The following is a 23695-nucleotide window of genomic DNA, read 5'->3' as shown; positions in this document are numbered from 1 at the left end:
ATCCGGCTTCAGGAAACGGTGCCTGAAGGCGGCCGGCCGGCCTTGGCCTTCACCACCCGGCGCTCCGTCGACTTCTGCAAAGTGCCCAGAAAATCATCGTCGCCCGCCGCCCAGCCGCGCAGGGTGGCCTCGGTGAGCGCATCCTGGTCGGCCATGCGTACGCCGGCGCGCACCAACTCGACATAGGCGGCCTCGCGCGCGAACGGCGTATTGCCGAGTTCCCAGTACAACGGGTGCGGCGTCAGCAGCTTGTCGTGCCGCAGCCCCGCGTAGTGGCCGTGGCTGGACCAGGGAAAGTCGCGCGCATCGGCCACCATGCCGGCCCGCACCGGGTTGAGGTCGATGTAGGCCATGCAGGTCAGCAGGTAGCGCTCGGTCTGGATCAGCGTCGACCTGTAGCGCCCTTCCCACAGGGTGCCGCTGCGGCCGTGGCGGTCATTGAAATAGCGCACGTAGCTTCGCCCCACCGACTGCATGAACTGCGGCAGGCCGGTGGTGCTGTCGGGCGTCGCCAGCAGGTGGAAGTGGTTGTCCATCAGCACGTAGGCATGCACCGCGACGCGGAAGCGCACGGCGTTCTCGGCCATCAGCGCGAGCAGCTTCTCGTGGTCCGCCCGGTCCACGAAGATCGGCTGGCGGTTGTTGCCGCGCTGGATCACGTGGTGCGGCATGCCTGCCAGGGTGAGACGGGGAAGACGGGCCATGGACGGTGTTGACGCTCGGGACTTGTATCCTAAGCGCCCCGTTTACAAACAATTGGTGGGAGCCGCGAATGTTCAAGCTTTTCAAGGAATTGATCGATTCGGTGAAGGAAGGCATGGCGGAGGGAAGGGCCGAACTGGCGCAGGAAGCCGCCGAGCGCGAGGCGAAGCTGCAGGAAACCGGTGCGGCGCTGGACGCGCGCCTCGCCGCCTCGTCCCGCTTCGAGAACTTCGCCGTGGCGCTGGCGGCCGTGTACCGGGAGACCTTCGCGTCCGACCTGCGGGAAGCCGAGGAAGCCCGTCGCAGCGCGGTGCATCTGCTGTGCATCGGCATTCCAGACAAGGAGATCGAGCCCTGGAAGAAGCTGCTGGACCGCGACTTCTCCGTCACGGACGGCGAAAGCGCCGAAGCCACGGTGGCAACCATCGCCGGCGACCTCCCCTCCCAGCCCAACGACGGCGACCTGGCGCTGTGGATCGGCCGCGCCAGCCATCTCGCCACGGGCGCGGCGGCAGTCGGCCATGTGGAAGCCCATACGGCACTGGCGTGGCTGGTGCCCGTCGTGGAACTGGCCGTCGAGCGTTTCAGCGGATGGGACGACTACGCACGCAACTTCCTCGCGGGCGAACGCGACGCGCCGGGCAGCAATTTCGTCGGGCGCAAGCTCCTGGCTTCAGTGACGGAGAAACTGCTCGAAAACGAGCGCAGCCCCTGGAAGACCGTGGCCTGGCCCACGCGGGACGAGCTGCCCGCCCTGCTGGCCTCAGGCCCCGCCTGAGAGAACACCGCAGGGCTCAGCCCAGCTTGAAGCGCGTGTCGCCCAGCGCGTCGAGCCCGAACTGCGACAGCAGCTCGCCCAGGCGCGCCGCCGCGCTCGCCTTGCGCTGGCCCGTGTAGCGCGCCAGGATCAGCTCGTTCTTCATGCTGTGCTCCCAGCCGACCAGTTCGGTGACGGTGACGCTGTAGCCGTTGGCCTCCAGATACAGGCAGCGCAGCACGTTGGTGAGCTGGCTGCCGATCTCGCGCGTGTGCAGCGGATGGCGCCACAGCTCGGCCAGCGGGGTGCGCGAGAGCGCCAGCGCCTTGGTCTCGCGCAAGCAGGCGGCCACCTCGGCCTGGCAGCAGGGCACCAGCACCATGCAGCGTGCTTTCTTGGCAAGGCCGAAGGCAATGGCGTCGTCGGTAGCCGTATCGCAGGCATGCAGCGCGGTGACGACGTCGATCTGCGCCGGCAGCTCGCTCGCCTGCGCGGATTCGGCCACGGTGAGATTCAGGAACGACATGCGGCCGAAACCCAGCCGCTGCGCCAGGGCGCGCGAGCGCTCGACGAGCTCGCTGCGCGTCTCGATGCCGTACACATGCCCGCCCTGCCGCGCGCGGAAGAACAGGTCATAGATGATGAAGCCCAGGTACGACTTGCCCGCGCCATGGTCGGCCAGCGTGGCCCCGGCGCCTTCTTCCGGCAGCTCGCGCAGCAGCTGCTCGATGAACTGGAACAGGTGGTAGACCTGCTTGAGCTTGCGCCGCGAATCCTGGTTGAGCCGGCCCTCGCGGGTGAGGATGTGCAGCTCCTTGAGCAGCTCCACCGACTGGCCAGGCTTCAGCACTTCGGCCAGCTCGGCGTCGGCCTTGGCGAGCTTGTTGGTCTTTGCAGCCTTGGGGGCGAATCTGGTGTTCATGGCTTGGCACTCCCGGGGCCGACGTCGAGCGCCGCCCAGCCCGTCGGGCCGAGAGCTTCGAGCGTGTCGATGTTGCGCTCGAAGATCGCCTCCGCCTCGGGAAACGCATCGACCGCGCGGTCCACGCTCTCCTCGCGCAGCAGGTGCAGCGTGGGATACGGCGCGCGGTTGGTGGCGTTGCCGATGTCGTCCGGCTCCGTGCCGGCGAACTGGAATTGCGGATGGAAGCTCGCCAGCTGGAACACGCCGTCGAAACCTGCGCGGGCGAGCCGGCGCTCGGCACGCGCCGTGAAATCGTTGAAATCCAGAAAATCGGCCAAGGTGTTCGGTGCAATCAAAAGGGTGGTGTCGCGCACGGCGGCGTCGAGCGCCGCGAGGTCTCTGGCTTCGGCCAGTAGCGCGTCCATCAGGTCGGCTTCTTCGGCCGGTTCGTACACGGCGTAGTGGATCTGCCCCTTCACGTGCACCGCCTTCGCAAAGGGGCACAGGTTCAGGCCGATCACCGCGCGTTCGAGCCAGCGCCGCATGTCGGCGCAGGCCTGGGCGGCCCCGATTGTCGCCGGGCCGCTCATGCCATCCCCGCCGCAGGGCGAATCCGCCCCAGGCGCCGCGCGATCGTCATGCCGACCAGCGAGCAGGCCAGCGTGGCCGCCCAGGTCCAGTGCCAGCCGCCGACGCGATGCGCCACCCAGGCGACCGCCGGCGGCGCCAAAAACTGGCCCAGCGAGGAGGCCTGCTGCATCAGGCCGACGGTGGTGGACACCGTGGCCGGCCCGGGCGCGAACCGCACGCCGAGCAGAAACAGCGTCGCCGGCACCATGCCCCCGCCCAGCGAGAAGGCGCAGACCGCGACGTAGCGCAGCGCAGGCGGCAGGCCCAGCGCATCGGCGCCCTGCCCGGCCTGGGCGAAAGCCGCGACGCCGCCCAGCGCCATCGCGAGGAATCCCCATTGAAGCAGCCGCTCGGGCGCCACGCCGCGCTGCAGCCAGCGGCCGCCGGCAATGTTGCCGACGATGTTCATGGCGGCTGCCAGCGCGGTCAGCAAGGCATTCCAGCCGGACGGCACGCCGGCGCCGGCATAGATGGCCGGAAGAAAGCCGATCACCGCCATCCATTGGGCGGAGTAGACGGCGAAGGTCAGCGCGACCAGCCAGGGCGCGCGCGCACCCACCGTGGCGCGCAGCCGGGACGACCAGGCCGTCGAAGCGCCGCCCGCAGCGGCTGGGCGCAGCCGGTCGGCCGGCACCGCCAGCCAGAGCCAGAGCGCGGCCACGGCCGAAACCACCGACAGCGCCCACCACCAGTCAGGCCATCCGCCCCAGCCGATCAGGGCCGGCCCAACCAACAGCGCCAGCGCAACGCCGAGCGGCATGTAGGCGCCCCAGAGCCCCAGCGCGGCCTTGTCGGCGCCCGGAGGCGTCAAGGCGCGGATCAACCCCGGGCCCGGCATGACGGTCAGCAGAAAACCCACGCCTTCGACGGCCCGCAGCACAAGCAGCCACCGCACCGCATGGGAGCCTTCCACCGCGCCGCTGCCGACCCAGCCGCCCAGCAGGCTGGCGACCGTAAGGACCACGAGCCCCGTCAGCATGCTGCGCCGCAGGCCGATGCTGTCGGCCGCGAGCCCGGCAACCAGCCCCAGCGTCATGCTGGCGACCTGTACCAGCGACAGCAGGAAGCCAGCCTCGACCAGCCCGATGCCCAGCGAAGCCTGCAGCGCGGGCACCGCGGGCGGCAGCTTGCCGAGGTGCAAGGCGCCGCTGACGCCACCCAGCAGCACGGCGAAGGCGGCAACCGGAACGCGGGGACGCGCGGCGTTGCTCACGCGATCCCCCGCCGTCCGGTGAGCCTTTCATGCTCGCGCACGGCAAAGCGGTCGGTCATGCCGGCGATGTAGTCGGCCACCGCGCGGGGCCGGTCGCGGCGGTCGGCGTACGAGGCGGGCATTTCGCCGCCGCGCTCGATGTAGGCATCGAACAGCTCCCGCACCACCTGCTGCGCCTGGTCGGTGGTCTGGGTGACCTGCGGATGGCGGTACAGGTTGCGAAAGAGAAAGCGCTTGAGCGCTTCGGATTGCGCCTGCATCGTCTCGCTGAAAGCGACGAGAGGCGGGGCATGCCGCACGGCGTCGGCATCGGCCGGTGCAAGGGCTTCGATCGCAGCGCGCGTCGTGTCGATCACGTCATAGACCTGCGCGCTGAGCATGCGCCGGATGGTCTCGTAGAGCACGCGGCGGCCCTGCAGCCGGGGGTATTCGGCGAGCGCTTCCCGGCGGTAGCGCTCGAACAGCTCCACTTCGCCCAGCTGCTCGACGCCTATGAGCCCGGAACGCACGCCGTCGTCGATGTCGTGCGCGTTGTAGGCGATGGCGTCGGCCAGGTTGCACAGCTGCGCCTCCAGGCCCGGCTGCGTACGGTCGAGGAAGCGGCGGGCCACGCCATGGGGCTCGGCCGCCTCCAGCCGCTCGGCATTGGCGCGCGAGCAGTGCTTCAGGATGCCTTCGCGCGTCTCGAAACTCAGGTTCAGGCCGTCGTACTGCGGATAGCGATGCTCCAGCGCATCGACCACGCGCAGGCTCTGCAGGTTGTGCTCGAAGCCGCCGCGCTCGGCCATGCAATCGTTGAGCGCATCCTGGCCCGCATGGCCGAAGGGCGTGTGGCCCAGGTCGTGGGCCAGCGCGATCGCCTCGACCAGGTCTTCGTTGAGGCGCAGGGCGCGGGCAATCGACCGCCCCAGCTGCGCGACCTCCAGCGAATGCGTGAGCCGCGTGCGGAACAGGTCGCCTTCATGGTTCAGGAAGACCTGCGTCTTGTAGACCAGCCGGCGGAAGGCCGTGGAATGCACGATGCGGTCGCGGTCACGCTGGAAGGCGTCGCGCGTGGGCGCGGGCGGCTCCGCATGGCGCCTGCCGCGCGACTGCGCGGGCTGGCAGGCATAGGCCGCGAGGCTCATCCCTCGCAGCACTGCGCGAGCACTTCGCGCACGAGCGCATCGGGCGCGCTGCGAACCACGGCCGAGCCGGGTTTGTCGATCACCACGAAGCGGATTTCGCCGGCTTCCGATTTCTTGTCGACGCGCATCAGCTCCAGGTAGCGCTCCGCGCCGAGGGCCGGGCCGACGATCGGCAAGCCGGCGCGTTCGATCAGCCGCGTGAGGCGCTCGACGAATGCGGCATCGACGCCGCCCAGGCGCTGCGACAGACGGGCCGCCATGACCATGCCGCAGCCGACCGCCTCGCCGTGCAGCCACTCGCCGTAGCCCAGGCCCGATTCGATGGCATGCCCGAAGGTGTGGCCGAAATTGAGGATGGCGCGCAGGCCGGTCTCGCGCTCGTCCTGGCCGACGACCAGCGCCTTGATCTCGCAGCTGCGCTTGACGGCATGGGCCAGCGCGGCCGGGTCGCGCGCGGTCAGCGCCTCGATGTTGGCCTCGATCCAGTCGAAGAAGGCCATGTCGTGGATCGGGCCGTATTTGATGACCTCCGCCAGCCCCGCGCTGAGCTCGCGCGGCGGCAGCGTCTGGAGCGTGCCCAGGTCGCACACCACGAGCTGCGGCTGGTAGAACGCGCCGATCATGTTCTTGCCGAGCGGATGGTTGATGGCCGTCTTGCCGCCGACCGAGGAGTCGACCTGCGCCAGCAAGGTGGTCGGCACCTGCACGAACGGCACGCCGCGCATGTAGCTTGCGGCGGCGAAGCCCGTCATGTCGCCCACCACGCCGCCGCCCAGGGCGAACAGCACGGTCTTGCGGTCGCTGCCGCGGCCCAGCAGCTCATCGAAGATCAGGTTCAGGGTCTGCAGGTTCTTGTGCGCTTCGCCGTCGGGCAGCTTGAGCAGGTGCACGGTGCGGAAGCGGCCGGCCAACGCGGCCTGCAGCGCCTTGGCGTAAAGCGGCGCCACCGTGGTGTTGCTGACGATCAATGCGCTGGCCGCGGCCGGCGTGGCGGCAAAGCTCGCGGGGTCGTCCAGCAGGCCGGCGCCGATGAGGATCGGGTAGCTGCGGTCGCCGAGCTGGATGTCGACGCGTTCTGGCGGAGCGGAAAGTACGGACAGGGACATGGCAGCGAGTTTAGGCGCTGCGGCCGGGGCCGGCTCAGTCGGAGGGCTCTTCCGGGTGGGCACCCGGCTCGACGATCCCGGCCAGCTCCAGCTGCATGACGATGATGTTCACCAGCATGGCGATGGACGGACGGCCGGTGTCGACCACGTCGTGCGCCGTGGCCCTGTAGAACGGATCGCGCGCGTCGTGCAGTTCGCGCAGCCGGCCCAGCGGGTCGGCCACCTGCAGCAAGGGGCGCTTGACGTCGTGGCGCAGGCGCCGGAACAGGTCTTCGGGCGAGGAGCGCAGATAGATCACGTGGAAGTGATCGCGCAACTGCGCGCGGTTGGCTTCCCGCAGCACCGCGCCGCCGCCGGTGGCCAGCACGCCCTGGGCGTTGGCCGCCAGGTCGGCGATCACGGTTTGTTCGAGGTCCCGGAAGGCGGCCTCCCCTTCGCGGTCGAAGTAATCACGGATCGAGCAGCCGATGCGGTGCTCGATCACGTGGTCGGTATCGACGAATGGAAGGTTCAGCCGCATCCCCAGGCGCCGGCCCACTGCGGATTTTCCGGCGCCGGGCAAGCCGACGAGTGCGACCGCCACGCGGTGGCTGCTACGCCCGCGCGTCAGCGCGCGGCGTTGCGGTCGGTAATCATCTTCGGGGTGATAAAGACGAGCATTTCAGTCTTGTTGGCAACGCGTTCGCGCTTGCGGAACAGTGCACCCAGGTAGGGCACTTCACCCAGCACCGGCACGCGCGATTCGTCATTGGTTTCGGTGAGTTCGAAGATACCACCGATGACGACCGTGCCGCCGTTCTCGACCAGCACTTCGGTCTGCACGTGCTTGGTGTTGATGGCGGGGCCGGCGGAAGTGTTGACGCCGCGCGCATCCTTGCTCACGTCCAGGGTCAGGATGATGTTGCCCTCGGGCGTGATCTGCGGCGTCACTTCCAGCTTCAGCACGGCCTTGCGGAACGAAATGGAGGTCGCGCCGCTCGACGTGGCCTGCTGGTAGGGAATTTCCTCACCCTGCTCGATCAGCGCCTTGGTCTGGTCGGCCGTGATGACGCGGGGGCTGGAAACCAGCTTGCCCTTGCCATCGGCTTCGAGCGCGGAGATTTCGAGGTTCAGCATGCGCGAGAAACTCGAATTGAAGAGCGAGAACGCGAAGGAACCGGCCGAGTTGCCCGTGCCGCCCGCATCGCCTGCAGGCAGGTTGATGAAGTTGCTGCTGGTCGGCGAGCCGAAAGTGACGGTCGGGCTGGTAGTGGTCGAGCTCAGCGTCGTGGTGCCGCCGGTCGTCGTGGACGAAGAGGTGGTTCCCCCGCCGGTCACCGAGGGCCAGGTACCGAACGAGTTGTTGCGGTTGATCACGCCGCCGCCCAGCTTGACGCCCAGCGACTTGCCGAAGGTGTCGGAAGCTTCGACGATCCGGGCTTCGATCAGCACCTGGCGCACCGGAATGTCCAGCTTCTGGATGAGGTCGGCGATCTGCGCGAGCCGCGACGGGATGTCCGACACGAACAACTGGTTCGTGCGGGATTCCGCGATCACGCTGCCACGGGGGCTCAGGATACGGGTGGTGGTACCACCGCCGCCACCGCCACCGCCGGAGGCGCCCGTGCCGGTCAGGCCTTGCGCAATGGCAATGGCCTTGGTGTAGTTGAGCTGGAACGACTGGGTCCGCAGCGGCTCCAGGTTCTCGATCGTGGCCTTGGCCTCGAATTCGAGCTTTTCCTTGGCGTTGATCTCATCCTTGGGCGCGATCCACAGCACGCTGCCGTTCTTGCGCATGCCCAGGTTCTTGGCCTGCATGATGATGTCGAGCGCCTGGTCCCAGGGCACGTCCTTCAGGCGCAGCGTCAGGGCACCGGTCACCGAGTCGGAGGTCACGATGTTGAAGTTCGTGAAGTCGGCGATCACCTGCAGGAGCGAACGGATCTCGATGTTCTGGAAGTTCAGCGAGAGCTTTTCGCCGTTGTAGCCGACGCCCTGGGTCAGCTTGGTCGGATCGACCTTGCGGGCCCGCATCTCGACCACGAACTGGTTTTCGCTCTGGTAGGCGCTGTGCTCCCAGTCGCCCTTGGCCTCGATGGTCATGCGCACGCGGTCGCCGGCCTGCTGCGAGGTGATCAGCTGCACCGGGGTACCGAAGTCCGCCACGTCGAGGCGGCGGCGCAGGCCTTCGGGCAAGGTCGACTTGGTGAACTCGACGACGAGGTTCTTGCCCTGCTGCTTGACGTCGACGCCGACCTGGTTGTTCGGCAGATCGACGATCACGCGGCCGGTGTTGTCGGAGCCGAGGCGGAAGTCGACATCGCGCAGCGGCAGGGTGTCGCGGTTGCGGTTCTCGGCGAAGGTGGTGGCGGCGGACACGGCAAGCGCCGTACCGGCCACGGGCTCGAGCACGACCAGCAGCGACTTGCCCTGGATTTCGGCCTTGTAGGCGGTTGCCTGTTTCAGGTTCAGCACCACGCGGCTGCGGTCGCCGGCCTGGACCACGTTGACCGAGCGCAGGTTGCCCTGGTTCACTTCGATGGCGGAGCGTCCGATGGCGTTCGTGACGCCCGGGAAATCAAGCGCGATGCGTGCAGGCGTCTGAACGGCGAATCCCGCCGGAACCGCGGCGAGCGGCTGCGCGAGATCGATGCGGATCACTTCCGCGCCGGATTGCGTCGAGCTGGTGACGGATTCGATCGCGTTCTGCGCATGGGCCACGGCCCAGGCGCCCAAGGTCAGCAGACCCAGCCCGGCAGCGCGCAGCCACTGTGCCATCGTTGATTTTTTCTGGTTCATTTCGCACTCTCTTGCAACTGCAGCGTGGCTACGCGTTCGATCCATTCACCGGCGGCGTCCTGCACGATTTCGCGCAAGGCCACTTCGGTTTCGTTGATACGGGTGATGCGCCCGTAGTTGAGCCCCAGGTATTCGCCGACGCGCACCTTGTAGAGCAGCTTGTCGACACGCACCAGCGCCACCGGCTGGCCGTTGCGGTTCATGCTGCCCACCATCGCCATGGCGTCGAGCGGGAAGGCTTCGAGCGCTTCCTTGCGGCGCGCCAGCTCGGGCGCGATCAGCTCCGAGGTGCTCGGCTGGTTCGATTCGCGGCGCAGCGCCTGCGTGAGCTTCAGCATGTTGAACGGCTCGAACGAGGATGCTTCGGTGTAGGTCTGCGGCGTGAACTTCTTGGGCTCCGTGATGCGGGGCACCGAGGGCTTCACCTGGGCGCGCTGCTCGGCCATCCAGCGCTGCAGGTCTTCCTGGTCGGAATCGCAGGCGCTGAGGCCCGCGGCGACCAGCATGATCCCTATGACTTTGGTGGCGACTTTCATTTCTTCGCCTTCGGTGCTGCAGCGCGCTTCTGGGCAGCCCGCTCGTCATCGTCCAGATAACGGAAGGTGCGCGCCGTGGCGTCCATCGTCAGCGTGTCCTTGTCCTTCAGCGGGGTGATCGTCACGCCGTTGAGCGTCACGATGCGCGAGAGGCCGGCGACGTCGGCCACGAAGGCGCCCATGTCGTGGTACTTGCCGGTGACGCGGACCGCGATCGGCAATTCGGCGTAGTAGTCCTTGACCACCACCTGGCCGGGCCGGAACAGTTCGAACTGCAGGCTGCGGCCAAGTCCGGCCTGGTTGATGTCCGAGAGCAGCGCATCCATTTCCGCCTTGCTGGGCAGCTGCTTCTCGAGCAGGGTCACGTACTGCTGCACCTGCTCGCGCTGCTTCTTCAGCAGGTCGAGGTTGGCGGCCTGCGCGACCTTCTTCTGATAGTCGGCCTTGAGCGTGACTTCCTTGTTTCGCTCGGCTTCGAGTTCGTCGTTCGAATTGGTCAGCCAGACGAACCACAGGGCCACCAGCACCAGTGCGGTCACCGCCAGGCACAGCGCATAGCGCGGTATGGCCGGCCACACGGAGGGGTCGTTCGGATTGAGCCCGCGGAACTGCTCGCTGAAACGCTGCAATGCAGCGCCGACATCCACTTTGGGTAAGGATCGTTTGCTTGCCATGATCGGTTACCCCTTGGATTGCGCCGCGGCGGGCGTCAACGCCTTGTCGGCGGCTTCCTTCTGGGCGTCGGTGGGCCGCTTCAGGCCGATGCGCATCGTGAAGTTGGCGACGCGTCGCTGGTCACGCTGGCTCAGGTTGACGTTCGCCGAAGTGATTTCGACCAGTTCCGGCTTCACGAGCCAGGGGCTGTTGTTGCCCAGGTTGCGCAGCAGTTCGGACACCCGCTCGTTCGACTGCGCCATGCCTTGCAGCGTGACGGTCTGGTTGTCCTGCTTCATGCTGGTCAGGTAGACGCCGTCGGGCAGCTGCCGCACCAGTTCGTTGAAAAGGTGCACCGGAAGATTCCGGTCGCCCTGAAGGTCTTCGACCGCCTGCTGGCGTGCGCGCAGGGCCGCGATTTCTTCCTGCAATGTCGAGATCTCCTTGATCTCGACTTCGAGCTTCTTGATCTCCGCCTGGAGAAAGCTGTTCTTCGATTGCTGGGCGGAAATCTGGGCTTCGTACCAGAGGTATCCCAGCACGGAAATCAGTACGCCCAGGAGAGCCGCGGCGCCCAGGGTTCCATAGAACGCCTCGCGCCGCCGCTTTCGAGCGGCTTCGCGGTGCGGGAGCAGATTGATCAGGATCACTGCAGAAATCTCCGCATGGCCAGCCCGCACGAGGTGAGGTAGGAAGGTGCTTCGCGCCGCACCTTCTTCTCCCGGATATTCGGGCCGAAGTCCATGCCGTCGAAGGGATTCACCAGGGAACAGGCGAACGAGGTCTGGCGCGTCACCGCGTTGGTCAGCCCGGGCAGCGACGAGGAGCCGCCCGCCAGCAACACATAGTCCACGCGGTTGTGCGGCGTGCTGGTGAAGAAGAACTGCAGCGCACGCGCGATTTCCTGGGCGATGCTTTCCACGAAGGGCTTGAGCACGCCGGAGCCGTAGTCGTCGGGCAGGTCGCCGCTGCGCTTCTTCGCCTCGGCCTCTTCCGCGGAAAAACCGTACTGCCGGACGATCAGCTGGGTCAGCTGGGCGCCGCCGAACGCCTGGTCGCGGTCGTACAGCACTTCCTGGTTGCGCAGCACCTGCATGCTGGTGGTGAAAGCGCCCACTTCGAAAAGCGCGACGACGGCGTCGACGCCCTTGCCGGGCAATTGCTCGATCAGCCGTGCGGTCGCCAGGCGCGAGGCATAGGACTCGACGTCCAGGATCATCGCCTTCAGCCCCGCCGCTTCGGCCAGGCCTTCGCGATCCTGGACCTTCTCCTTGCGGGAGGCGGCAATCAGCACTTCCACGTCGCCGGCCGAAGTCGCGCTCGGGCCGGTCACGCAGAAGTCGAGGCTCACCTCATCCAGGGAGAACGGGATGTACTGATTGGCTTCCGACTCGACCTGAATCTCGAGCTCCTGCTCGCTCATGCCGCCGGGAAGAATGATCTTCTTGGTGATCACCGCGGAAGGGGGCAAGGCGAGCGCGACGTTGCGCGTGCGCGTGCCGCTCTTGCGGACGACGCGGCGCACGGCTTCGGCCACTTCGTCGAATTTCTCGACGTTGCCGTCGGTGATCCAGCCACGCTCCAAAGGCTCGATGGCACAGCGTTCCAGGACCAGCTTGCCGCTGGCCTCACGGCCGAGCTCGACCAGCTTGACGCTGGACGAACTGACGTCCAACCCCAGCAGGGGAGCGTTCTGACGACGAAACAATGATCCAAGAGAAGCCAAGTGAGGTCCCTTTTCCCCTGTATTTGTAACCAATGGAAAAACTTGCGTTCGGTTGCATGCTAGCAGCAGGCGTAGCGGCAACCAAGCGACGCCAGGGGGCAAAGTTCCGGAGCGTTGTCAAAAGCTGACGGCAAAGCCGCATTCTGTAACTTTTGAATTAGCGCGTCGCGAGGGTAACAAAGATCGGATGGTTCGAAGGGAGCGGCTTTTTATAATGTCGGGTGACTCCCCGGCCCTCCATGCAAGAAAAAACTTCAAGCCCCACAGGGCCAGCCAAGACCCCTCCCCCCAAACGCCCAGCCTGGCTGAGATGGCTGCTGCGCCTGTTCTTCTGGGGATTCGGCATTGCCGCGGCCGGCGTGCTGTCGGTCCTGTGCGTGGTGGCGGTGGCCCTGGCGGTCGCGTATCCCAACCTGCCGGACATCAGCGAGCTGTCCGACTATCGGCCCAAGCTGCCGCTGCGGGTGTTCTCGGCGGAAGGCACGCTGATCGGGGAATTCGGGGAAGAGCGCCGCAACCTGACGCCCATCTCCGCCATCCCCAAGGTCGTGAAGGACGCCGTGCTCGCCGCCGAAGACTCGCGCTTCTATGACCACGGCGGCGTCGACTACAAGGGCATGGTGCGCGCCGGCCTGGCCAACCTGAACCGGGTGAAGAGCCAGGGCGCCTCGACCATCACCATGCAGGTCGCGCGCAACGTCTACCTGAGCTCCGAAAAGACGCTGACCCGCAAGGTCTACGAAGTGCTCCTGACCTTCAAGCTGGAGCACCTGCTGACCAAGGACCAGATCTTCGAGATCTACCTGAACCAGATTTACCTCGGCAACCGCGCCTATGGCTTTGCCGCCGCTTCCGAAGCGTATTTCGGCAAGCCCCTGCAGGAACTCACGATCGCCCAGGCCGCCATGCTGGCCGGCCTGCCGAAGGCGCCAGGCGCGAACAACCCGGTGAACAACCCGCAGCGCGCGCGCGGTCGGCAGTTCTACGTGATCGACCGCATGCAGGAAGCCGGCTTCATCACCGCCGAGCAGGCGGCCGAGGCCAAGAAGGAAGAGCTGCACCTGCGCGACGCCGCCGACCCGAACCGCCTGCATGCCGAATACGTGGCCGAGACGGTGCGCCAGCTGATGTACGCGCAATACGGCGACAGCACCTACACGCGCGGCCTCAAGGTCTACACCTCGCTGGTGGCGGCCGACCAGGCAGCCGCCTACAAGGCGCTGCGCAAGGGCATCATGGATTACGAGCGCCGCCAGATCTATCGCGGACCTGAGAAGTTCGTCGACCTGCCCGCAGACGCCAAGGACCTCGACGAAGCGGTGGACGACGCGCTCAGCGACCATCCAGACAACGGCGACGTGATGGCCGCCGTGGTGCTCAAGGCCACGCCCAAGCAGATCGACGCGGTGCGCGCCAACGGCGACGCTGTGCAGATCACCGGCGAAGGGCTCAAGCCCGCGCAGTCCGGCCTCTCCGACAAGGCGCCGCCCAACATCAAGATCCGTCGCGGCGCGGTCATCCGCGTGGTGAAGACGCCGAAGAACACCTGGGAAATCACCCAACTGCCCGAAGTGGAAGGCGCCTTCGTCGCCATGGATCCGCGCGACGGCGCCATCAAGGCGCTGGTCGGCGGCTTCGATTTCGGCAAGAACAAGTTCAACCATGTGACCCAGGCCTGGCGCCAGCCGGGTTCGAGCTTCAAGCCGTTCATCTACTCGGCGGCGCTCGAAAAGGGCTTCACCCCCGCCACCGTCATCAACGACGGCCCGCTGTTCTTCGACGCGGGCACCACCGGCGGCCAGCCCTGGGAGCCCAAGAACTACGGCGGCGGCTACGACGGCCCGATGTCGATGCGCACCGCGCTCATGAAGTCGAAGAACCTCGTGTCGATCCGCATCCTGCAGTCCATCGGCACGCGCTACGCCCAGGAGTGGATCACCAACTTCGGCTTCGACAAGGACAAGCACCCCGCCTACCTGCCGATGGCGCTGGGCGCGGGCTCGGTCACGCCGATGCAGATGGCGGTGGGCTACTCGGTGTTCGCCAACGGCGGCTACCGCGTCAACCCGTACCTCGTGACCCGCATCACCGACCACAAGGACAAGGTGCTGGTCGACAAGCAGCCGCCGCTGCTCAACGAGTCGCTGCGCGCCATTCCACAGCGCAACGCATTCATCATGGACACGCTGCTGCAGTCGGTGGCGCGCGCCGGCACCGCCGCCAAGGCGCAGGCCATGCTCAAGCGGCCCGACCTCTACGGCAAGACCGGCACCACCAACGACTCACTCGACGCCTGGTTCGCCGGCTTCCAGCCGACCATGACCGCCATCTCGTGGATCGGCTACGACACGCCCCGCAACCTGGGCGACCGCGAGACCGGCGGCGGCCTGAGCCTGCCGATCTGGATCAACTACATGGAAACCGCCATCAAGGGCGTGCCGGTGACCGACATCGCGACGGCACCGCCCTCCGGCATCGTGAACGTGGGCGGCGAGTGGTACTACGACGACTACGCACCGGGACGTGGCGTGGCATCGCTCGGCGTGGAAGCCGCGCCCGTGGCACCGGTCGAAGCCCTGACCGGCGCGCCGGTCAGCCCGCCGGCCCCGCCCGAGGAACGCAGCCGCATCCTCGATCTCTTCAGGAACTGACGCGGCGGCGGATCAGGCAGCCGCGAATTCCAGCGGCTGCCCGGCCTGCAAGGTCGCTTCGCGCGAGAGATTGGCGAAGAGTTCTTCGCCGGTCTTGGTGTCGACCCAGGCCTTGCCGTCGTGCCGGTAGTGATAGCCGCCCGAACGCGCGGCCAACCAGATTTCCTGCAGGGGCTTCTGCAGATTCACGATCAACTGGCTGCCGTTCTGGAATGAAATCGTGATCATCCCGCCAACCCTCTGGTTGTCGATGTCGGCATCGGTCGCGTCGTTGATGCGGTCGCAGCTCTCCTCGATGGCGGCGAGCGCGGCTTCGGCGCGGTCCATGTACTCAATGTCGGTCATTACAATTTCGCTATGTTGAACGTTCGCCAAATTCTAGTGAGCACCCGCGTCCGCGCTGCGCTCATGGTCTGCCTCGCCGCAGCCACCACCGGTCTGGCCGCTTGCGGCCAGAAGGGAGCCTTGTACCTCCCGACCGATCCCGCGGCGGCCCAGCGGGCGACGTTGCCCCAACTGCTGACGCCGGGCGGATCGGATTCCACCTCGAGCACGAACACCCCCCCCACGCCGGCCACGCCAGCCAGCGGCACCACCACGAACAACACCAACGACAGCAACGGAACCCGCAAATGACCGGCAGCGTTTCTTCGTCCTCATCCCTGCCCGGCCAACCCCACATCGCCGAGCGCGATGGCGCGCTGCACGTCGAAGGTGTCGCGCTCGACGCGCTGGCCCGCGAGCACGGCACCCCCCTCTTCGTCTACTCGAAGCAGTGGATGCTCGACGCCCTGGCCGCGTACCAGCGCGGCTTCGAGGGGCGCGATGCCCTCATCTGCTACGCCATGAAGGCCAACTCGTCGCTCGGCGTGCTGCGCGTGTTCGCCGAGGCGGGCTGCGGTTTCGACATCGTCTCCGGCGGCGAGCTGTCGCGCGTGCTGGCGGTCGGCGCCGATCCGAAGAAGATCATCTTCTCGGGCGTCGGCAAGACGCGCGCCGAGATGCGCCAGGCACTCGCGGCCGGCATCGCCTGCTTCAACGTCGAGAGCGAGGCCGAACTCGACGTGCTCAATGAGGTTGCCGCCGCCGAAGGCCGGCGCGCGCCGATCAGCATCCGCATCAATCCGAACGTCGATCCGAAGACGCATCCGTACATTTCCACCGGCCTGAAGGGCAACAAGTTCGGCATCGCGCATGACCGCGCGGTGGAGGCTTACCGCCACGCCGCGAGGCTGCCGGGCCTCGAGGTGGTCGGCATCGACTGCCACATCGGCTCGCAGATCACCGAAGCCTCTCCGTACCTCGACGCCTGCGACCGCGTGCTGGACCTCGTGGAGGCCATCGAGGCGGCCGGCGTGCCGATCCATCACCTCGACTTCGGCGGCGGCCTGGGCATCGACTACAACGGCGAAGTGCCGCCCAAGGCCGATGCGCTCTGGCAGCAGCTGCTCGCCAAGCTCGACGCGCGCGGCTTCGGCAGGCGCAAGCTGGTCATCGAACCCGGCCGCTCGCTCGTCGGCAATGCGGGCGTGTGCGTGACCGAGGTGCTCTACACCAAGCCCGGCGAAGACAAGAACTTCTGCATCGTCGACGCGGCCATGAACGACCTGCCAAGGCCCGCGATGTACCAGGCTTTCCAGCGCATCGTGCCGGTGCGCACCCGCGCCGGCGACGCACCGGTCTACGACGTGGTCGGCCCGGTCTGCGAAAGCGGCGACTGGATCGGCCGCGACCGCGCACTCAACGTGGTGGCTGGCGACATGCTCGCCGTGCTGTCGGCCGGCGCGTATTGCATGAGCATGTCCAGCAACTACAACACGCGCGGCCGTGCCGCCGAGGTGCTGGTGAGCGGCGCGACCGCCAAGCTGATCCGCCGCCGCGAGACGATGGAAGACCAGCTGCGCGCCGAGATCGACGGCTGATCCGTCCTTGCCCGGCGGTCAGCCGGTGCGCAGCGGCTTGCTGCCGCCGCGCGCCGTGGCGGCGCCAGCGGCAGCCTTTGCCCTGCGCTTGCGCGCGAAGTCCCACACGCGCCAGGCAAGCAGCACCGCGATGATCGCCGCGTAGACGAAAACCTCGGCGAAGTTGTTCTTGCCCGCGCGCATCCAGAAGAAGTGCAGCAGGCCGAGCCCCGCGATCACGTACACCAGCTTGTGCAGCATCTGCCAGCGCTTTGCACCCATCGCCTTGATCGCGCGGTTGAACGAAGTGGCGGCCAGCGGCGTCAGCAGCACGAAGGCGGTGAAACCCACCAGGATGAACGGCCGCTTCGCAATGTCCTTGACGATGTCGCCCCACTCGAAGCCCATGTCGAACCAGCTGTAGCACAGCAGGTGCAGCACCACGTAGAAGTACGCGAACAGGCCCAGCATGCGGCGATAGCGCGCGAGCGCGTTCCACTTGCTCATCACGCGCAGCGGCGTCACCGCCAGCACGATGCAGATGAAGCGCAGCGTCCAGTCGCCCGTGGCACGGATCAGGAACTCGGCCGGGTTCGCACCGAGCCCGTCCGTGAAGGCTCCGTAGGCCAGCCGCGCAAACGGCAGCAGGCACAACAGGAAGATGACCGGCTTGGTCGCCGGATGCATGAGCAGCTTGTTCATGGGGCAGCGGCCGGACGGCGACGCAAGCTCAGTAGTTCTTCTTCAGGTCCATGCCGGCGTAGAGCTGGCCGACCTGGGCTTCGTAGCCGTTGAACATCTCAGTCTTGCGGCGCTTGGCGAACAGGCCGCCGCCGTCGCCGATGCGGCGCTCGGTGGCCTGGCTCCAGCGCGGATGGTCGACGTTCGGGTTCACGTTCGAATAGAAGCCGTATTCGTTGGCCGCCGCCTTGTTCCAGGCCGTGCTCGGCTCCTTCTCGACGAAGCGGATCTTGACGATCGACTTGGCCGACTTGAAGCCGTACTTCCACGGCACCACCAGCCGCACCGGTGCGCCGTTCTGGTTGGGCAGCACCTCGCCGTACATGCCGAAGGCCAGCAGCGTGAGCGGATGCATGGCCTCGTCCATGCGCAGGCCTTCGGTGTAGGGCCAGTCGAGCACGCGCGAGCCGACGAAGGGCATGGTCTTGGGGTCGGCCAGGGTGACGAACTCGACGAACTTGGCGTTGCCCTGCGGCTCGACCTTCTTGATCAGCTCGGCCAGCGAGTAGCCGACCCACGGAATCACCATCGACCAGCCCTCGACGCAACGCAGGCGGTAGATGCGCTCTTCCTGCGCGCTGAGCTTGAGCAGGTCTTCGATGCCGTACTTGCCCGGCTTCTTGACCAGGCCCTCGACCTCCACCGTCCACGGCCGCGTCTTGAGCGTGCCGGCGTTCTTGGCCGGGTCGGCCTTGTCGGTGCCGAACTCGTAGAAGTTGTTGTAGGTGGAGGCGTCCTTGTAGTCGGTGAGCTTGTCCATGGACATGGCACCCGGCACGGCCGACTTGGCGCCCGGCAGCGCCGCGAGCTTGCCCGGCGCCGCCGTCTGGGCCCACGCCTCGCGCGCCGCGAAGCTCGCCAGCGCCGCGCCCGCCGCGCCGCCGGCCATGAGCTTCAGCAGGTCGCGCCGGCTCTCGTAAGCAGCACGCGGCGTGATTTCGCTCGGCACCGGATGGATGAAACCGTTGTCGTCGCTGCTGTGGCGGCGAAGCGGACGGGAATGAAACGACATGGCAAGCCTTTCGCTGGAATCTTTGTGCTCAGGGTAGTTCGTGAGCTGCCCCGATTTGGTTACGCGCCGGCAGGGCGCGCGGTTTCAATTCTTCGCGAAAGACTGCGGGCGCGCGCCTACAGCGTTCCGTAGCTGTGCAGGCCGCTCAGGAACATGTTGACGCCCAGGAAGGCGAAGGTGGTGACCGCCAGGCCGCCCAGCGCCCACCACGCGGCCACGGTGCCCCGCAGCCCCTTCACGAGCCGCATGTGCAGCCAGGCCGCGTAGTTGAGCCAGACGATCAGCGCCCAGGTTTCCTTCGGGTCCCAGCTCCAGTAGCCGCCCCAGGCATCCGCCGCCCACAGGGCGCCGAGCACGGTGGCGATGGTGAAGAAGGCGAAGCCGACCGTGATCGACTTGTACATGACGTCGTCGAGCACGTCGTTGGCCGGCAGCCGCGCCGCGATGCGCTTGCGACCGAGCAGGATGCCCGCGGCGATCAGCGCCGAGATGCCCGCATAGACCACCCAGTAGCTGCCGCCGGCTTCCTGCACGCGCTGGCGGAAGGCCACGGGCACGAAGCACAGCGCCACGCCCAGCAGCCAGATCGGCGTGAGCTTGTACCAGCGCTTCTCGTCGGCCTGTTCCTTGATGAGATACGCGAAGGCCACCATGGCCGCCAGCGCGAAGGTGCCGTAGCCGATGAAGTTGGCCGGCACGTGCAGCTTCATCCACCAGCTCTGCAACGCGGGTACCAGCGGCTGGATTTCGTGGGCCTCGCGCACGATGGTGTACCAGAGCAGGAAACCGACCGCAGCGCTCACGACCAGCATCACGAAGGCGCCGAGCGCGCGCGTGTTGTAGCGCTCTTCGAAGTACAGGTAGAACGCCGCCGTGAGCCAGCAGAACAGCACGAACACTTCGTACAGGTTGCTCACGGGGATGTGTCCGATGTCCGGGCCCAGCTGGTGGCTTTCGTACCAGCGCACCATGGTGCCGATCAGCGCCATCGTCACGGCGGCCCAGGCGAGGCGCGAGCCGATCATGTCGAAAGTGTCGGACTGCCTGCCGCCGAAGAAGCCGAGCCAGTAGAACAGCGTGCTCATGAAGAACAGCACGCTCATCCACAGGATGGCCGACTGGCTCGACAGGAAGTACTTGAGCCAGAACACCGTGTCGGCACGCGCCAGGTCGCCCTGGTACGAGCTGATGGCCAGCAGCGACGCCGCCGCCACCACGATGGCCAGCACCCGCAGCGGGCGCCAGAACCAGCCGATGGCGATCATCGAGATCACGGCGGCGGCGAGGATCGGCTTCTCGTAGTAGTCCATCGACCCCGCATAACGCGTGAACGCGAACAGGCCGCCCGCCAGCACCAGCGCCGCGAACACCCAATCGAACAGGTTGCGGCGCGATAGCCAGCTTTCATTGAGCGTGAGGGTCGTGGTGTTCATGTTGTCTCGGGTTCCGTCTTCTTCAGGGCGAGCAGCTTGTGCTTGAGGTGCTCGAATTCGCGGTCGCTGTCCATGGTCTTGCGATTGACCGAGAACGCCATCGTGGCGGTGGTGGCGCCGTCGGCCGCATTGCCTTCGGGCGTCAGCCACACCCAGAGACGCCGTTCGCGCACGTACAGCATGGCAAAAATCCCGATGATCAGCAACAGGCAGCCCAGATAGACGACGTTCTTGCCAGGGGCGCGCGCCACCTGGAACACGCTGGCCTGCACCTGGGTGAAGTCGGTCATCATCATCGCGACCGGGGCCGGGTAGAAGTGCGCGTCGCTGATGGCCAGCACGGCCTGCGTGAGGTAGGCCTGCGACTTCTCGTCGTTCGGCAGCACGGCCAGGCCGGCGCCTTCGCGGCTCAGGTTAAGCACCTCGAACAGCACGTCGTTGAGGATGCGCACCAGCACGCCGCCCGCGCGCTCGCGCTCGGCCTCGGGCACGTTGACTTCCATGAACTCCGCGATCGCCTGCCAGCCGCCCAGGGCGGTGGCGTCCGGCCTGGCGCGCTCGCTGCCCGAGAACAGCGCCAGAGCGCGCGTGGCCGACACGCGCAGCTGCTCGGCCATTTCGGGGCGCTTCGGGTCGGTGGCCTTGGCGATGTAGCGCTCGATGGCGCGCGCGCGGATGTCGGGGTCGGCGAGCGCGGCGCGCATGCGCACGAAGCCGTCCATGGAGCCCTGCTCGTCGGCCGGTACGCGCAGGTAGCGGAACGGGTCTTCGGGCTTCTCGCGCATGCCGAGCAGGAACACCGGCTGGCCGTCGCCGGTGTCGACCGGCACCATGTAGTTCTGGTACTCGCGCGCCTGGCCGGCGGCGTCGCGCAGCTTGTAGCCGATGCTCGGGCCGATGTTGCGCAGCACCTTCGGCTTGTTGACCTTGTTGGCAGCGCCCAGGCGCGACTCGATGTCGTGGCGCAGGTCGACCTTGCGCACGTCGGCGCCGCTGCTCATGGCGCCGGCGTCGGCGAAGTTCTCGACGTTGATCACGCGCAGCGCGGCGTATTCGAGCGTGAGCTTGTCCTTGCCGTTGGTGATTTCGGTGCTCGGGCCGCCGATGATGCCCTCGACCTCGAAGGGCTTGGCCGCGGCCGCCATCGGCACCGCCTTGAGCTTCACCTTGGAGCCGCCGTCGTCGAAGCTCGACTGGTAGATCTCCACGCCCTTGTAGCTGGCCGGATGGTTGACCTCGATGCGCGCCGGCACCTGCTCGCCGGTTTCGCGGTCGTGCAGCACCACTTCGCTGGCGAACAGCTTGGGCATGCCGGTCGAGTAGTAGTCGACGATGAACTTCTTCAGCTCGATGGAGAACGGCAACTCCTGCAGCAGCACGCCGTCGGCCTGGTTGAGGATGGCCACGCTGCCCTGCCCGCCCTCGGGCACGAGGATGTTGCCGCGGAAGGTCGGGTTGCTGGCGGACAGGCGGTGCTCGGGCGCCACGTCGGCGATCATGCCGCCGCCGGTGAACACGCTCTTGCCGTTGAACCAGGTCTGCGCGCGCACGATGAGGTCGCCGTCCAGCAGGCCGCCGATGCACACCAGCACGATCGCGCTGTGGGCTGCGATGTAGCCCAGCTTGTGGGCGCCGCCCGCGCGCGCCGCGACCATCCAGCCCGCGCCGGTCGGGCGGCTGCCGTGGGTGGCCTCGCGCTGCTGCAGCTTGACCTTCCAGCCGCCGCTCACCAGCAGTTGCCCGATGCGCCTGGCGGCGGCCTCGGGGGTTTCGCCCAGGCGGCTCTCGGCGCGCTGGCCAAAGGCCTTCAGGCTCTGCGCGCGGATGTCTTCCTTGAAGGTCTTGAGGTCGACCAGGATGCGCGGCGTGTTGCGCGCGACGCACAGCGAAGTGCTGATCACCAGGAACAGCAGAATCAGCATGAACCACCAGGCGCTGTAGACCGTGTCGAGCCGCGCCGCGCGGAACAGCTCGGCCCAGAAGGGCCCGAACTGGTTGATGTAGTTGTTGATCGGCTCGTGCTGCTTGAGCACGGTGCCGATGATCGACGCGATGCAGATGACGGTGAGCAACGCGATCGCGAAGCGCATCGACGACAGCAGTTCCACCGCAGCGCGAAGCATTTGCGGGCCGCGATGAACGCGAAGGCCATGGGTGGAGACGGACATCGGGGCGAAAAGTAAGGGAAGACGGGAAAAAAGCAAAAGGGCGGGCCATCCTGGTGGATCGGCCCGCCCTTTGTTTGGGGTTGTTGTCGGCGGTTAGTTCACGCTCGGGGGCGCGACGTCATCAGCGCAGGCCGGCGATGTAGTCGGCCACGGCGGCGATTTCGCGGTCGTTGAGCTTGGCGGCGACGCCGGTCATGGGTGCGCTGTTGGTGCGCACGGGGGTGCCGTCGCCACGGAAGGCCTTGAGCTGGGCCACGGTGTATTCGGCGTTCTGGCCGCCCAGGCGCGGGTATTGGGCCGGCAGGCCGGCACCGTTGGGGCTGTGGCAGCCGGCGCAGGCGGGAATGGAGCGCTCGCCGATGCCGCCGCGGTAGATCTTCTCGCCCAGGGCCACGGTGTCCTTGTCCTTCGAGAAGCCGGTCTTGATCTTCTTGGAGGCCACGAACCAGGCGATGTCGCGCATGTCCTGGTCGCTCAGGTTGGCGGCCATGGGGCTCATGATGCTGTTCTTGCGCTTGCCGGACTTGAAGTCCTGCAACTGCTTGAGGATGTATTCGGGGTGTTGCTGCGCCAGCTTGGGGTTCGCCGCGATGGTCGAGTTGCCGTCGGCGTTGTGGCACGAGGCACAGCTCTGGACCGTGGGCGTGCTCGCGCTGAACAGCGTGTCCCCCTTGGCGGGGTCCGGCTTGGCCGGTTTGGCCGGCGCCGCAGCGGGAGCCGCGGCGGGTTCATCGGCTGCAGAACTCACGCTGGATGCGAGGCCCACGAGGGCCGCAAGCACAATATTGGCAAACAACTTCATATCGGGGGCTTCGAATTTATTGGCGCAAAACCTCACGATTCTACAATGTGGGTCTAGTTTCGAAAGTCCGTAGATGCCCTCCCCGCGCGCCAAGCCCGCTGCCTATCCTCCCCGCGCGGCGCCCGCCGCGGACCCCCAGGTCGCCGAACGCGAGCGCGTGGCGCTGGGCTGGCTGCACACAGCCCACTTCCTCACCAGCGCCCCGCAGCTGGAGCACCTCCCCCCTGTAGACCTGCCCGAGATCGCCTTCGTCGGCCGTTCCAACGCGGGCAAGTCGACCGCCATCAACACGCTCACGCAGCAGACGCGCCTGGCCTTCGCCTCCAAGACGCCCGGCCGCACGCAGCACATCAACCTGTTCGGCATCGGCAAGCAGAAGGTCGACGACGCCGTGCTGGCCGACCTGCCCGGCTACGGCTACGCGGCCGTGCCGCGCGAGGCCAAGCTGCGCTGGCAGCGCGTCATGGGCAACTACCTGATGACGCGCGAGAGCCTGCGCGGCGTGGTGCTGATGTGCGATCCGCGCCACGGCCTGACCGAACTCGACGAAATCCTGCTCGACGTCATCCGCCCGCGCGTGGAACAGGGCCTGAAGTTCCTGGTGCTGCTGACCAAGTCCGACAAGCTCACGCGCAGCGAAGCCGCCAAGGTGCTGTCGATTACGCGACTGAACGCCGGCGGCGGCGAGGTGAAACTGTTCTCCGCGCTGAAGAAGCAGGGCGTCGGCGAGGCTGCCGAACTGCTGTGGCGCTGGGTGCACCCGGAAGGCAGCGAGGCGCCGCCGGAGCCTCCCGCGCCACCGCCGGAGGCCTGACCCGGCAACAGGCTGCACCGGGCGTCCCATCTGCATCGTT

The 23695-nt window shown here is 67.0% G+C and carries 23 protein-coding genes; 5 read left to right on the top strand and 18 right to left on the bottom strand.

Going from position 1 to position 23695, the window contains the following annotated elements:
- Positions 1-8 precede the first annotated feature (8 nt).
- Positions 9-704 (bottom strand): transposase, encoded by a 696-nt coding sequence (locus QRN67_RS31495; protein WP_081266463.1) that lies wholly within the window; start codon positions 702-704, stop codon positions 9-11.
- Positions 705-772: 68 nt separating this feature from the next.
- Between QRN67_RS31495 and QRN67_RS31490 the strand changes: the two genes are divergently transcribed.
- Complete coding sequence (locus QRN67_RS31490) at positions 773-1480, top strand: DUF1266 domain-containing protein (RefSeq protein ID WP_285414974.1); 708 nt, start codon at positions 773-775, stop codon at positions 1478-1480.
- 16 nt (positions 1481-1496) lie between these two features.
- Here QRN67_RS31490 and QRN67_RS31485 read toward each other — a convergent pair whose 3' ends face one another.
- From QRN67_RS31485 to QRN67_RS31435, 11 genes are read right to left on the bottom strand one after another with little or no spacing between them, the layout of a single operon-like run.
- A complete protein-coding gene (locus tag QRN67_RS31485; protein ID WP_106935549.1) occupies positions 1497-2381 on the bottom strand; it encodes a class I SAM-dependent methyltransferase in 885 nt (294 codons plus the stop codon).
- Positions 2378-2953, bottom strand: coding sequence for a DUF1415 domain-containing protein (locus tag QRN67_RS31480; RefSeq protein WP_285414973.1), 576 nt, complete (start codon positions 2951-2953; stop codon positions 2378-2380). Before QRN67_RS31480 ends, QRN67_RS31485 begins: the two co-directional genes overlap by 4 nt.
- Complete coding sequence (locus QRN67_RS31475; RefSeq protein ID WP_285414972.1) at positions 2950-4206, bottom strand: MFS transporter; 1257 nt, start codon at positions 4204-4206, stop codon at positions 2950-2952. Before QRN67_RS31475 ends, QRN67_RS31480 begins: the two co-directional genes overlap by 4 nt.
- Positions 4203-5333 carry a deoxyguanosinetriphosphate triphosphohydrolase gene (locus QRN67_RS31470; protein ID WP_285414971.1) on the bottom strand — a complete coding sequence of 377 codons (1131 nt, stop codon included), beginning with the start codon at positions 5331-5333 and terminating at the stop codon, positions 4203-4205. Before QRN67_RS31470 ends, QRN67_RS31475 begins: the two co-directional genes overlap by 4 nt.
- Entirely contained in the window at positions 5330-6439 is a 1110-nt protein-coding gene (gene aroB / locus QRN67_RS31465; RefSeq protein ID WP_285414970.1) for a 3-dehydroquinate synthase, read from the bottom strand. Before aroB ends, QRN67_RS31470 begins: the two co-directional genes overlap by 4 nt.
- A gap of 34 nt (positions 6440-6473) precedes the next feature.
- A complete protein-coding gene (locus QRN67_RS31460; RefSeq protein WP_285414969.1) occupies positions 6474-7022 on the bottom strand; it encodes a shikimate kinase in 549 nt (182 codons plus the stop codon).
- A 23-nt stretch (positions 7023-7045) separates the two neighbouring features.
- Positions 7046-9217: a type IV pilus secretin PilQ gene (locus QRN67_RS31455; protein WP_081266471.1), complete on the bottom strand. Its 2172-nt coding sequence runs from the start codon at positions 9215-9217 to the stop codon at positions 7046-7048.
- On the bottom strand, positions 9214-9753 hold the full coding sequence (locus tag QRN67_RS31450; protein WP_285414968.1) for a pilus assembly protein PilP: 540 nt from the start codon (positions 9751-9753) through the stop codon (positions 9214-9216). The genes QRN67_RS31455 and QRN67_RS31450 overlap by 4 nt, the downstream gene beginning before the upstream one ends.
- A complete protein-coding gene (locus QRN67_RS31445) occupies positions 9750-10427 on the bottom strand; it encodes a type IV pilus inner membrane component PilO (protein WP_081266473.1) in 678 nt (225 codons plus the stop codon). The genes QRN67_RS31450 and QRN67_RS31445 overlap by 4 nt, the downstream gene beginning before the upstream one ends.
- Before the next feature lie 6 nt (positions 10428-10433).
- Positions 10434-11057: a PilN domain-containing protein gene (locus QRN67_RS31440; RefSeq protein WP_081266474.1), complete on the bottom strand. Its 624-nt coding sequence runs from the start codon at positions 11055-11057 to the stop codon at positions 10434-10436.
- On the bottom strand, positions 11054-12133 hold the full coding sequence (locus tag QRN67_RS31435; RefSeq protein WP_081266475.1) for a pilus assembly protein PilM: 1080 nt from the start codon (positions 12131-12133) through the stop codon (positions 11054-11056). Before QRN67_RS31435 ends, QRN67_RS31440 begins: the two co-directional genes overlap by 4 nt.
- Before the next feature lie 239 nt (positions 12134-12372).
- On the opposite strand from QRN67_RS31435, the gene QRN67_RS31430 reads away from it, so the two are divergent.
- Positions 12373-14784, top strand: coding sequence for a penicillin-binding protein 1A (locus tag QRN67_RS31430; protein WP_106935552.1), 2412 nt, complete (start codon positions 12373-12375; stop codon positions 14782-14784).
- Positions 14785-14796: 12 nt separating this feature from the next.
- Here QRN67_RS31430 and cyaY read toward each other — a convergent pair whose 3' ends face one another.
- The gene (cyaY, locus tag QRN67_RS31425; RefSeq protein ID WP_081266477.1) at positions 14797-15129 is read right to left on the bottom strand and encodes an iron donor protein CyaY; all 333 of its coding nucleotides are present in this window, start codon (positions 15127-15129) and stop codon (positions 14797-14799) included.
- 36 nt (positions 15130-15165) lie between these two features.
- Between cyaY and lptM the strand changes: the two genes are divergently transcribed.
- A complete protein-coding gene (lptM, locus tag QRN67_RS31420) occupies positions 15166-15420 on the top strand; it encodes an LPS translocon maturation chaperone LptM (protein WP_503010962.1) in 255 nt (84 codons plus the stop codon).
- A complete protein-coding gene (gene lysA / locus QRN67_RS31415; RefSeq protein WP_285414966.1) occupies positions 15417-16706 on the top strand; it encodes a diaminopimelate decarboxylase in 1290 nt (429 codons plus the stop codon). Before lptM ends, lysA begins: the two co-directional genes overlap by 4 nt.
- Positions 16707-16724: 18 nt before the next feature.
- On the opposite strand, the gene msrQ is transcribed toward lysA, so the two are convergent.
- From msrQ to QRN67_RS31390, 5 genes are all read right to left on the bottom strand, one after another.
- On the bottom strand, positions 16725-17387 hold the full coding sequence (gene msrQ, locus QRN67_RS31410; RefSeq protein WP_285414965.1) for a protein-methionine-sulfoxide reductase heme-binding subunit MsrQ: 663 nt from the start codon (positions 17385-17387) through the stop codon (positions 16725-16727).
- Positions 17388-17415: 28 nt separating this feature from the next.
- Positions 17416-18438 carry a protein-methionine-sulfoxide reductase catalytic subunit MsrP gene (gene msrP / locus QRN67_RS31405; RefSeq protein WP_106935556.1) on the bottom strand — a complete coding sequence of 341 codons (1023 nt, stop codon included), beginning with the start codon at positions 18436-18438 and terminating at the stop codon, positions 17416-17418.
- A 116-nt stretch (positions 18439-18554) separates the two neighbouring features.
- Positions 18555-19871 carry a c-type cytochrome biogenesis protein CcsB gene (ccsB, locus tag QRN67_RS31400; RefSeq protein ID WP_106935557.1) on the bottom strand — a complete coding sequence of 439 codons (1317 nt, stop codon included), beginning with the start codon at positions 19869-19871 and terminating at the stop codon, positions 18555-18557.
- Complete coding sequence (locus QRN67_RS31395) at positions 19868-22039, bottom strand: cytochrome c biogenesis protein ResB (RefSeq protein WP_285414964.1); 2172 nt, start codon at positions 22037-22039, stop codon at positions 19868-19870. Before QRN67_RS31395 ends, ccsB begins: the two co-directional genes overlap by 4 nt.
- Before the next feature lie 121 nt (positions 22040-22160).
- Entirely contained in the window at positions 22161-22841 is a 681-nt protein-coding gene (locus tag QRN67_RS31390) for a c-type cytochrome (RefSeq protein ID WP_081268055.1), read from the bottom strand.
- 73 nt (positions 22842-22914) lie between these two features.
- On the opposite strand from QRN67_RS31390, the gene yihA reads away from it, so the two are divergent.
- Complete coding sequence (yihA, locus tag QRN67_RS31385; RefSeq protein ID WP_285414963.1) at positions 22915-23655, top strand: ribosome biogenesis GTP-binding protein YihA/YsxC; 741 nt, start codon at positions 22915-22917, stop codon at positions 23653-23655.
- Positions 23656-23695 lie beyond the last annotated feature (40 nt).

The sequence above is a fragment of the Variovorax sp. efr-133-TYG-130 genome (genome assembly GCF_030208835.1).
Classification (GTDB): domain Bacteria; phylum Pseudomonadota; class Gammaproteobacteria; order Burkholderiales; family Burkholderiaceae_C; genus Variovorax.
Note: the sequence above shows the minus strand (reverse complement) of the source record. Positions and strands in the feature narration are given on the sequence as shown.

What these genes read in the sequence shown, in the direction of transcription:
- cyaY (WP_081266477.1), bottom strand. Translation starts at nt 15,129, where the DNA reads ATGACCGACATTGAGTACATGGACCGCGCCGAAGCCGCGCTCGCCGCC.
- msrP (WP_106935556.1), bottom strand. Translation starts at nt 18,438, where the DNA reads ATGTCGTTTCATTCCCGTCCGCTTCGCCGCCACAGCAGCGACGACAAC.
- QRN67_RS31390 (WP_081268055.1), bottom strand. Translation starts at nt 22,841, where the DNA reads ATGAAGTTGTTTGCCAATATTGTGCTTGCGGCCCTCGTGGGCCTCGCA.
- QRN67_RS31430 (WP_106935552.1), top strand. Translation starts at nt 12,373, where the DNA reads ATGCAAGAAAAAACTTCAAGCCCCACAGGGCCAGCCAAGACCCCTCCC.
- QRN67_RS31450 (WP_285414968.1), bottom strand. Translation starts at nt 9,753, where the DNA reads ATGAAAGTCGCCACCAAAGTCATAGGGATCATGCTGGTCGCCGCGGGC.
- QRN67_RS31445 (WP_081266473.1), bottom strand. Translation starts at nt 10,427, where the DNA reads ATGGCAAGCAAACGATCCTTACCCAAAGTGGATGTCGGCGCTGCATTG.
- aroB (WP_285414970.1), bottom strand. Translation starts at nt 6,439, where the DNA reads ATGTCCCTGTCCGTACTTTCCGCTCCGCCAGAACGCGTCGACATCCAG.
- ccsB (WP_106935557.1), bottom strand. Translation starts at nt 19,871, where the DNA reads ATGAACACCACGACCCTCACGCTCAATGAAAGCTGGCTATCGCGCCGC.
- QRN67_RS31470 (WP_285414971.1), bottom strand. Translation starts at nt 5,333, where the DNA reads ATGAGCCTCGCGGCCTATGCCTGCCAGCCCGCGCAGTCGCGCGGCAGG.
- QRN67_RS31490 (WP_285414974.1), top strand. Translation starts at nt 773, where the DNA reads ATGTTCAAGCTTTTCAAGGAATTGATCGATTCGGTGAAGGAAGGCATG.
- QRN67_RS31485 (WP_106935549.1), bottom strand. Translation starts at nt 2,381, where the DNA reads ATGAACACCAGATTCGCCCCCAAGGCTGCAAAGACCAACAAGCTCGCC.
- QRN67_RS31480 (WP_285414973.1), bottom strand. Translation starts at nt 2,953, where the DNA reads ATGAGCGGCCCGGCGACAATCGGGGCCGCCCAGGCCTGCGCCGACATG.
- QRN67_RS31495 (WP_081266463.1), bottom strand. Translation starts at nt 704, where the DNA reads ATGGCCCGTCTTCCCCGTCTCACCCTGGCAGGCATGCCGCACCACGTG.
- QRN67_RS31455 (WP_081266471.1), bottom strand. Translation starts at nt 9,217, where the DNA reads ATGAACCAGAAAAAATCAACGATGGCACAGTGGCTGCGCGCTGCCGGG.
- lysA (WP_285414966.1), top strand. Translation starts at nt 15,417, where the DNA reads ATGACCGGCAGCGTTTCTTCGTCCTCATCCCTGCCCGGCCAACCCCAC.
- QRN67_RS31395 (WP_285414964.1), bottom strand. Translation starts at nt 22,039, where the DNA reads ATGTCCGTCTCCACCCATGGCCTTCGCGTTCATCGCGGCCCGCAAATG.
- yihA (WP_285414963.1), top strand. Translation starts at nt 22,915, where the DNA reads ATGCCCTCCCCGCGCGCCAAGCCCGCTGCCTATCCTCCCCGCGCGGCG.
- msrQ (WP_285414965.1), bottom strand. Translation starts at nt 17,387, where the DNA reads ATGAACAAGCTGCTCATGCATCCGGCGACCAAGCCGGTCATCTTCCTG.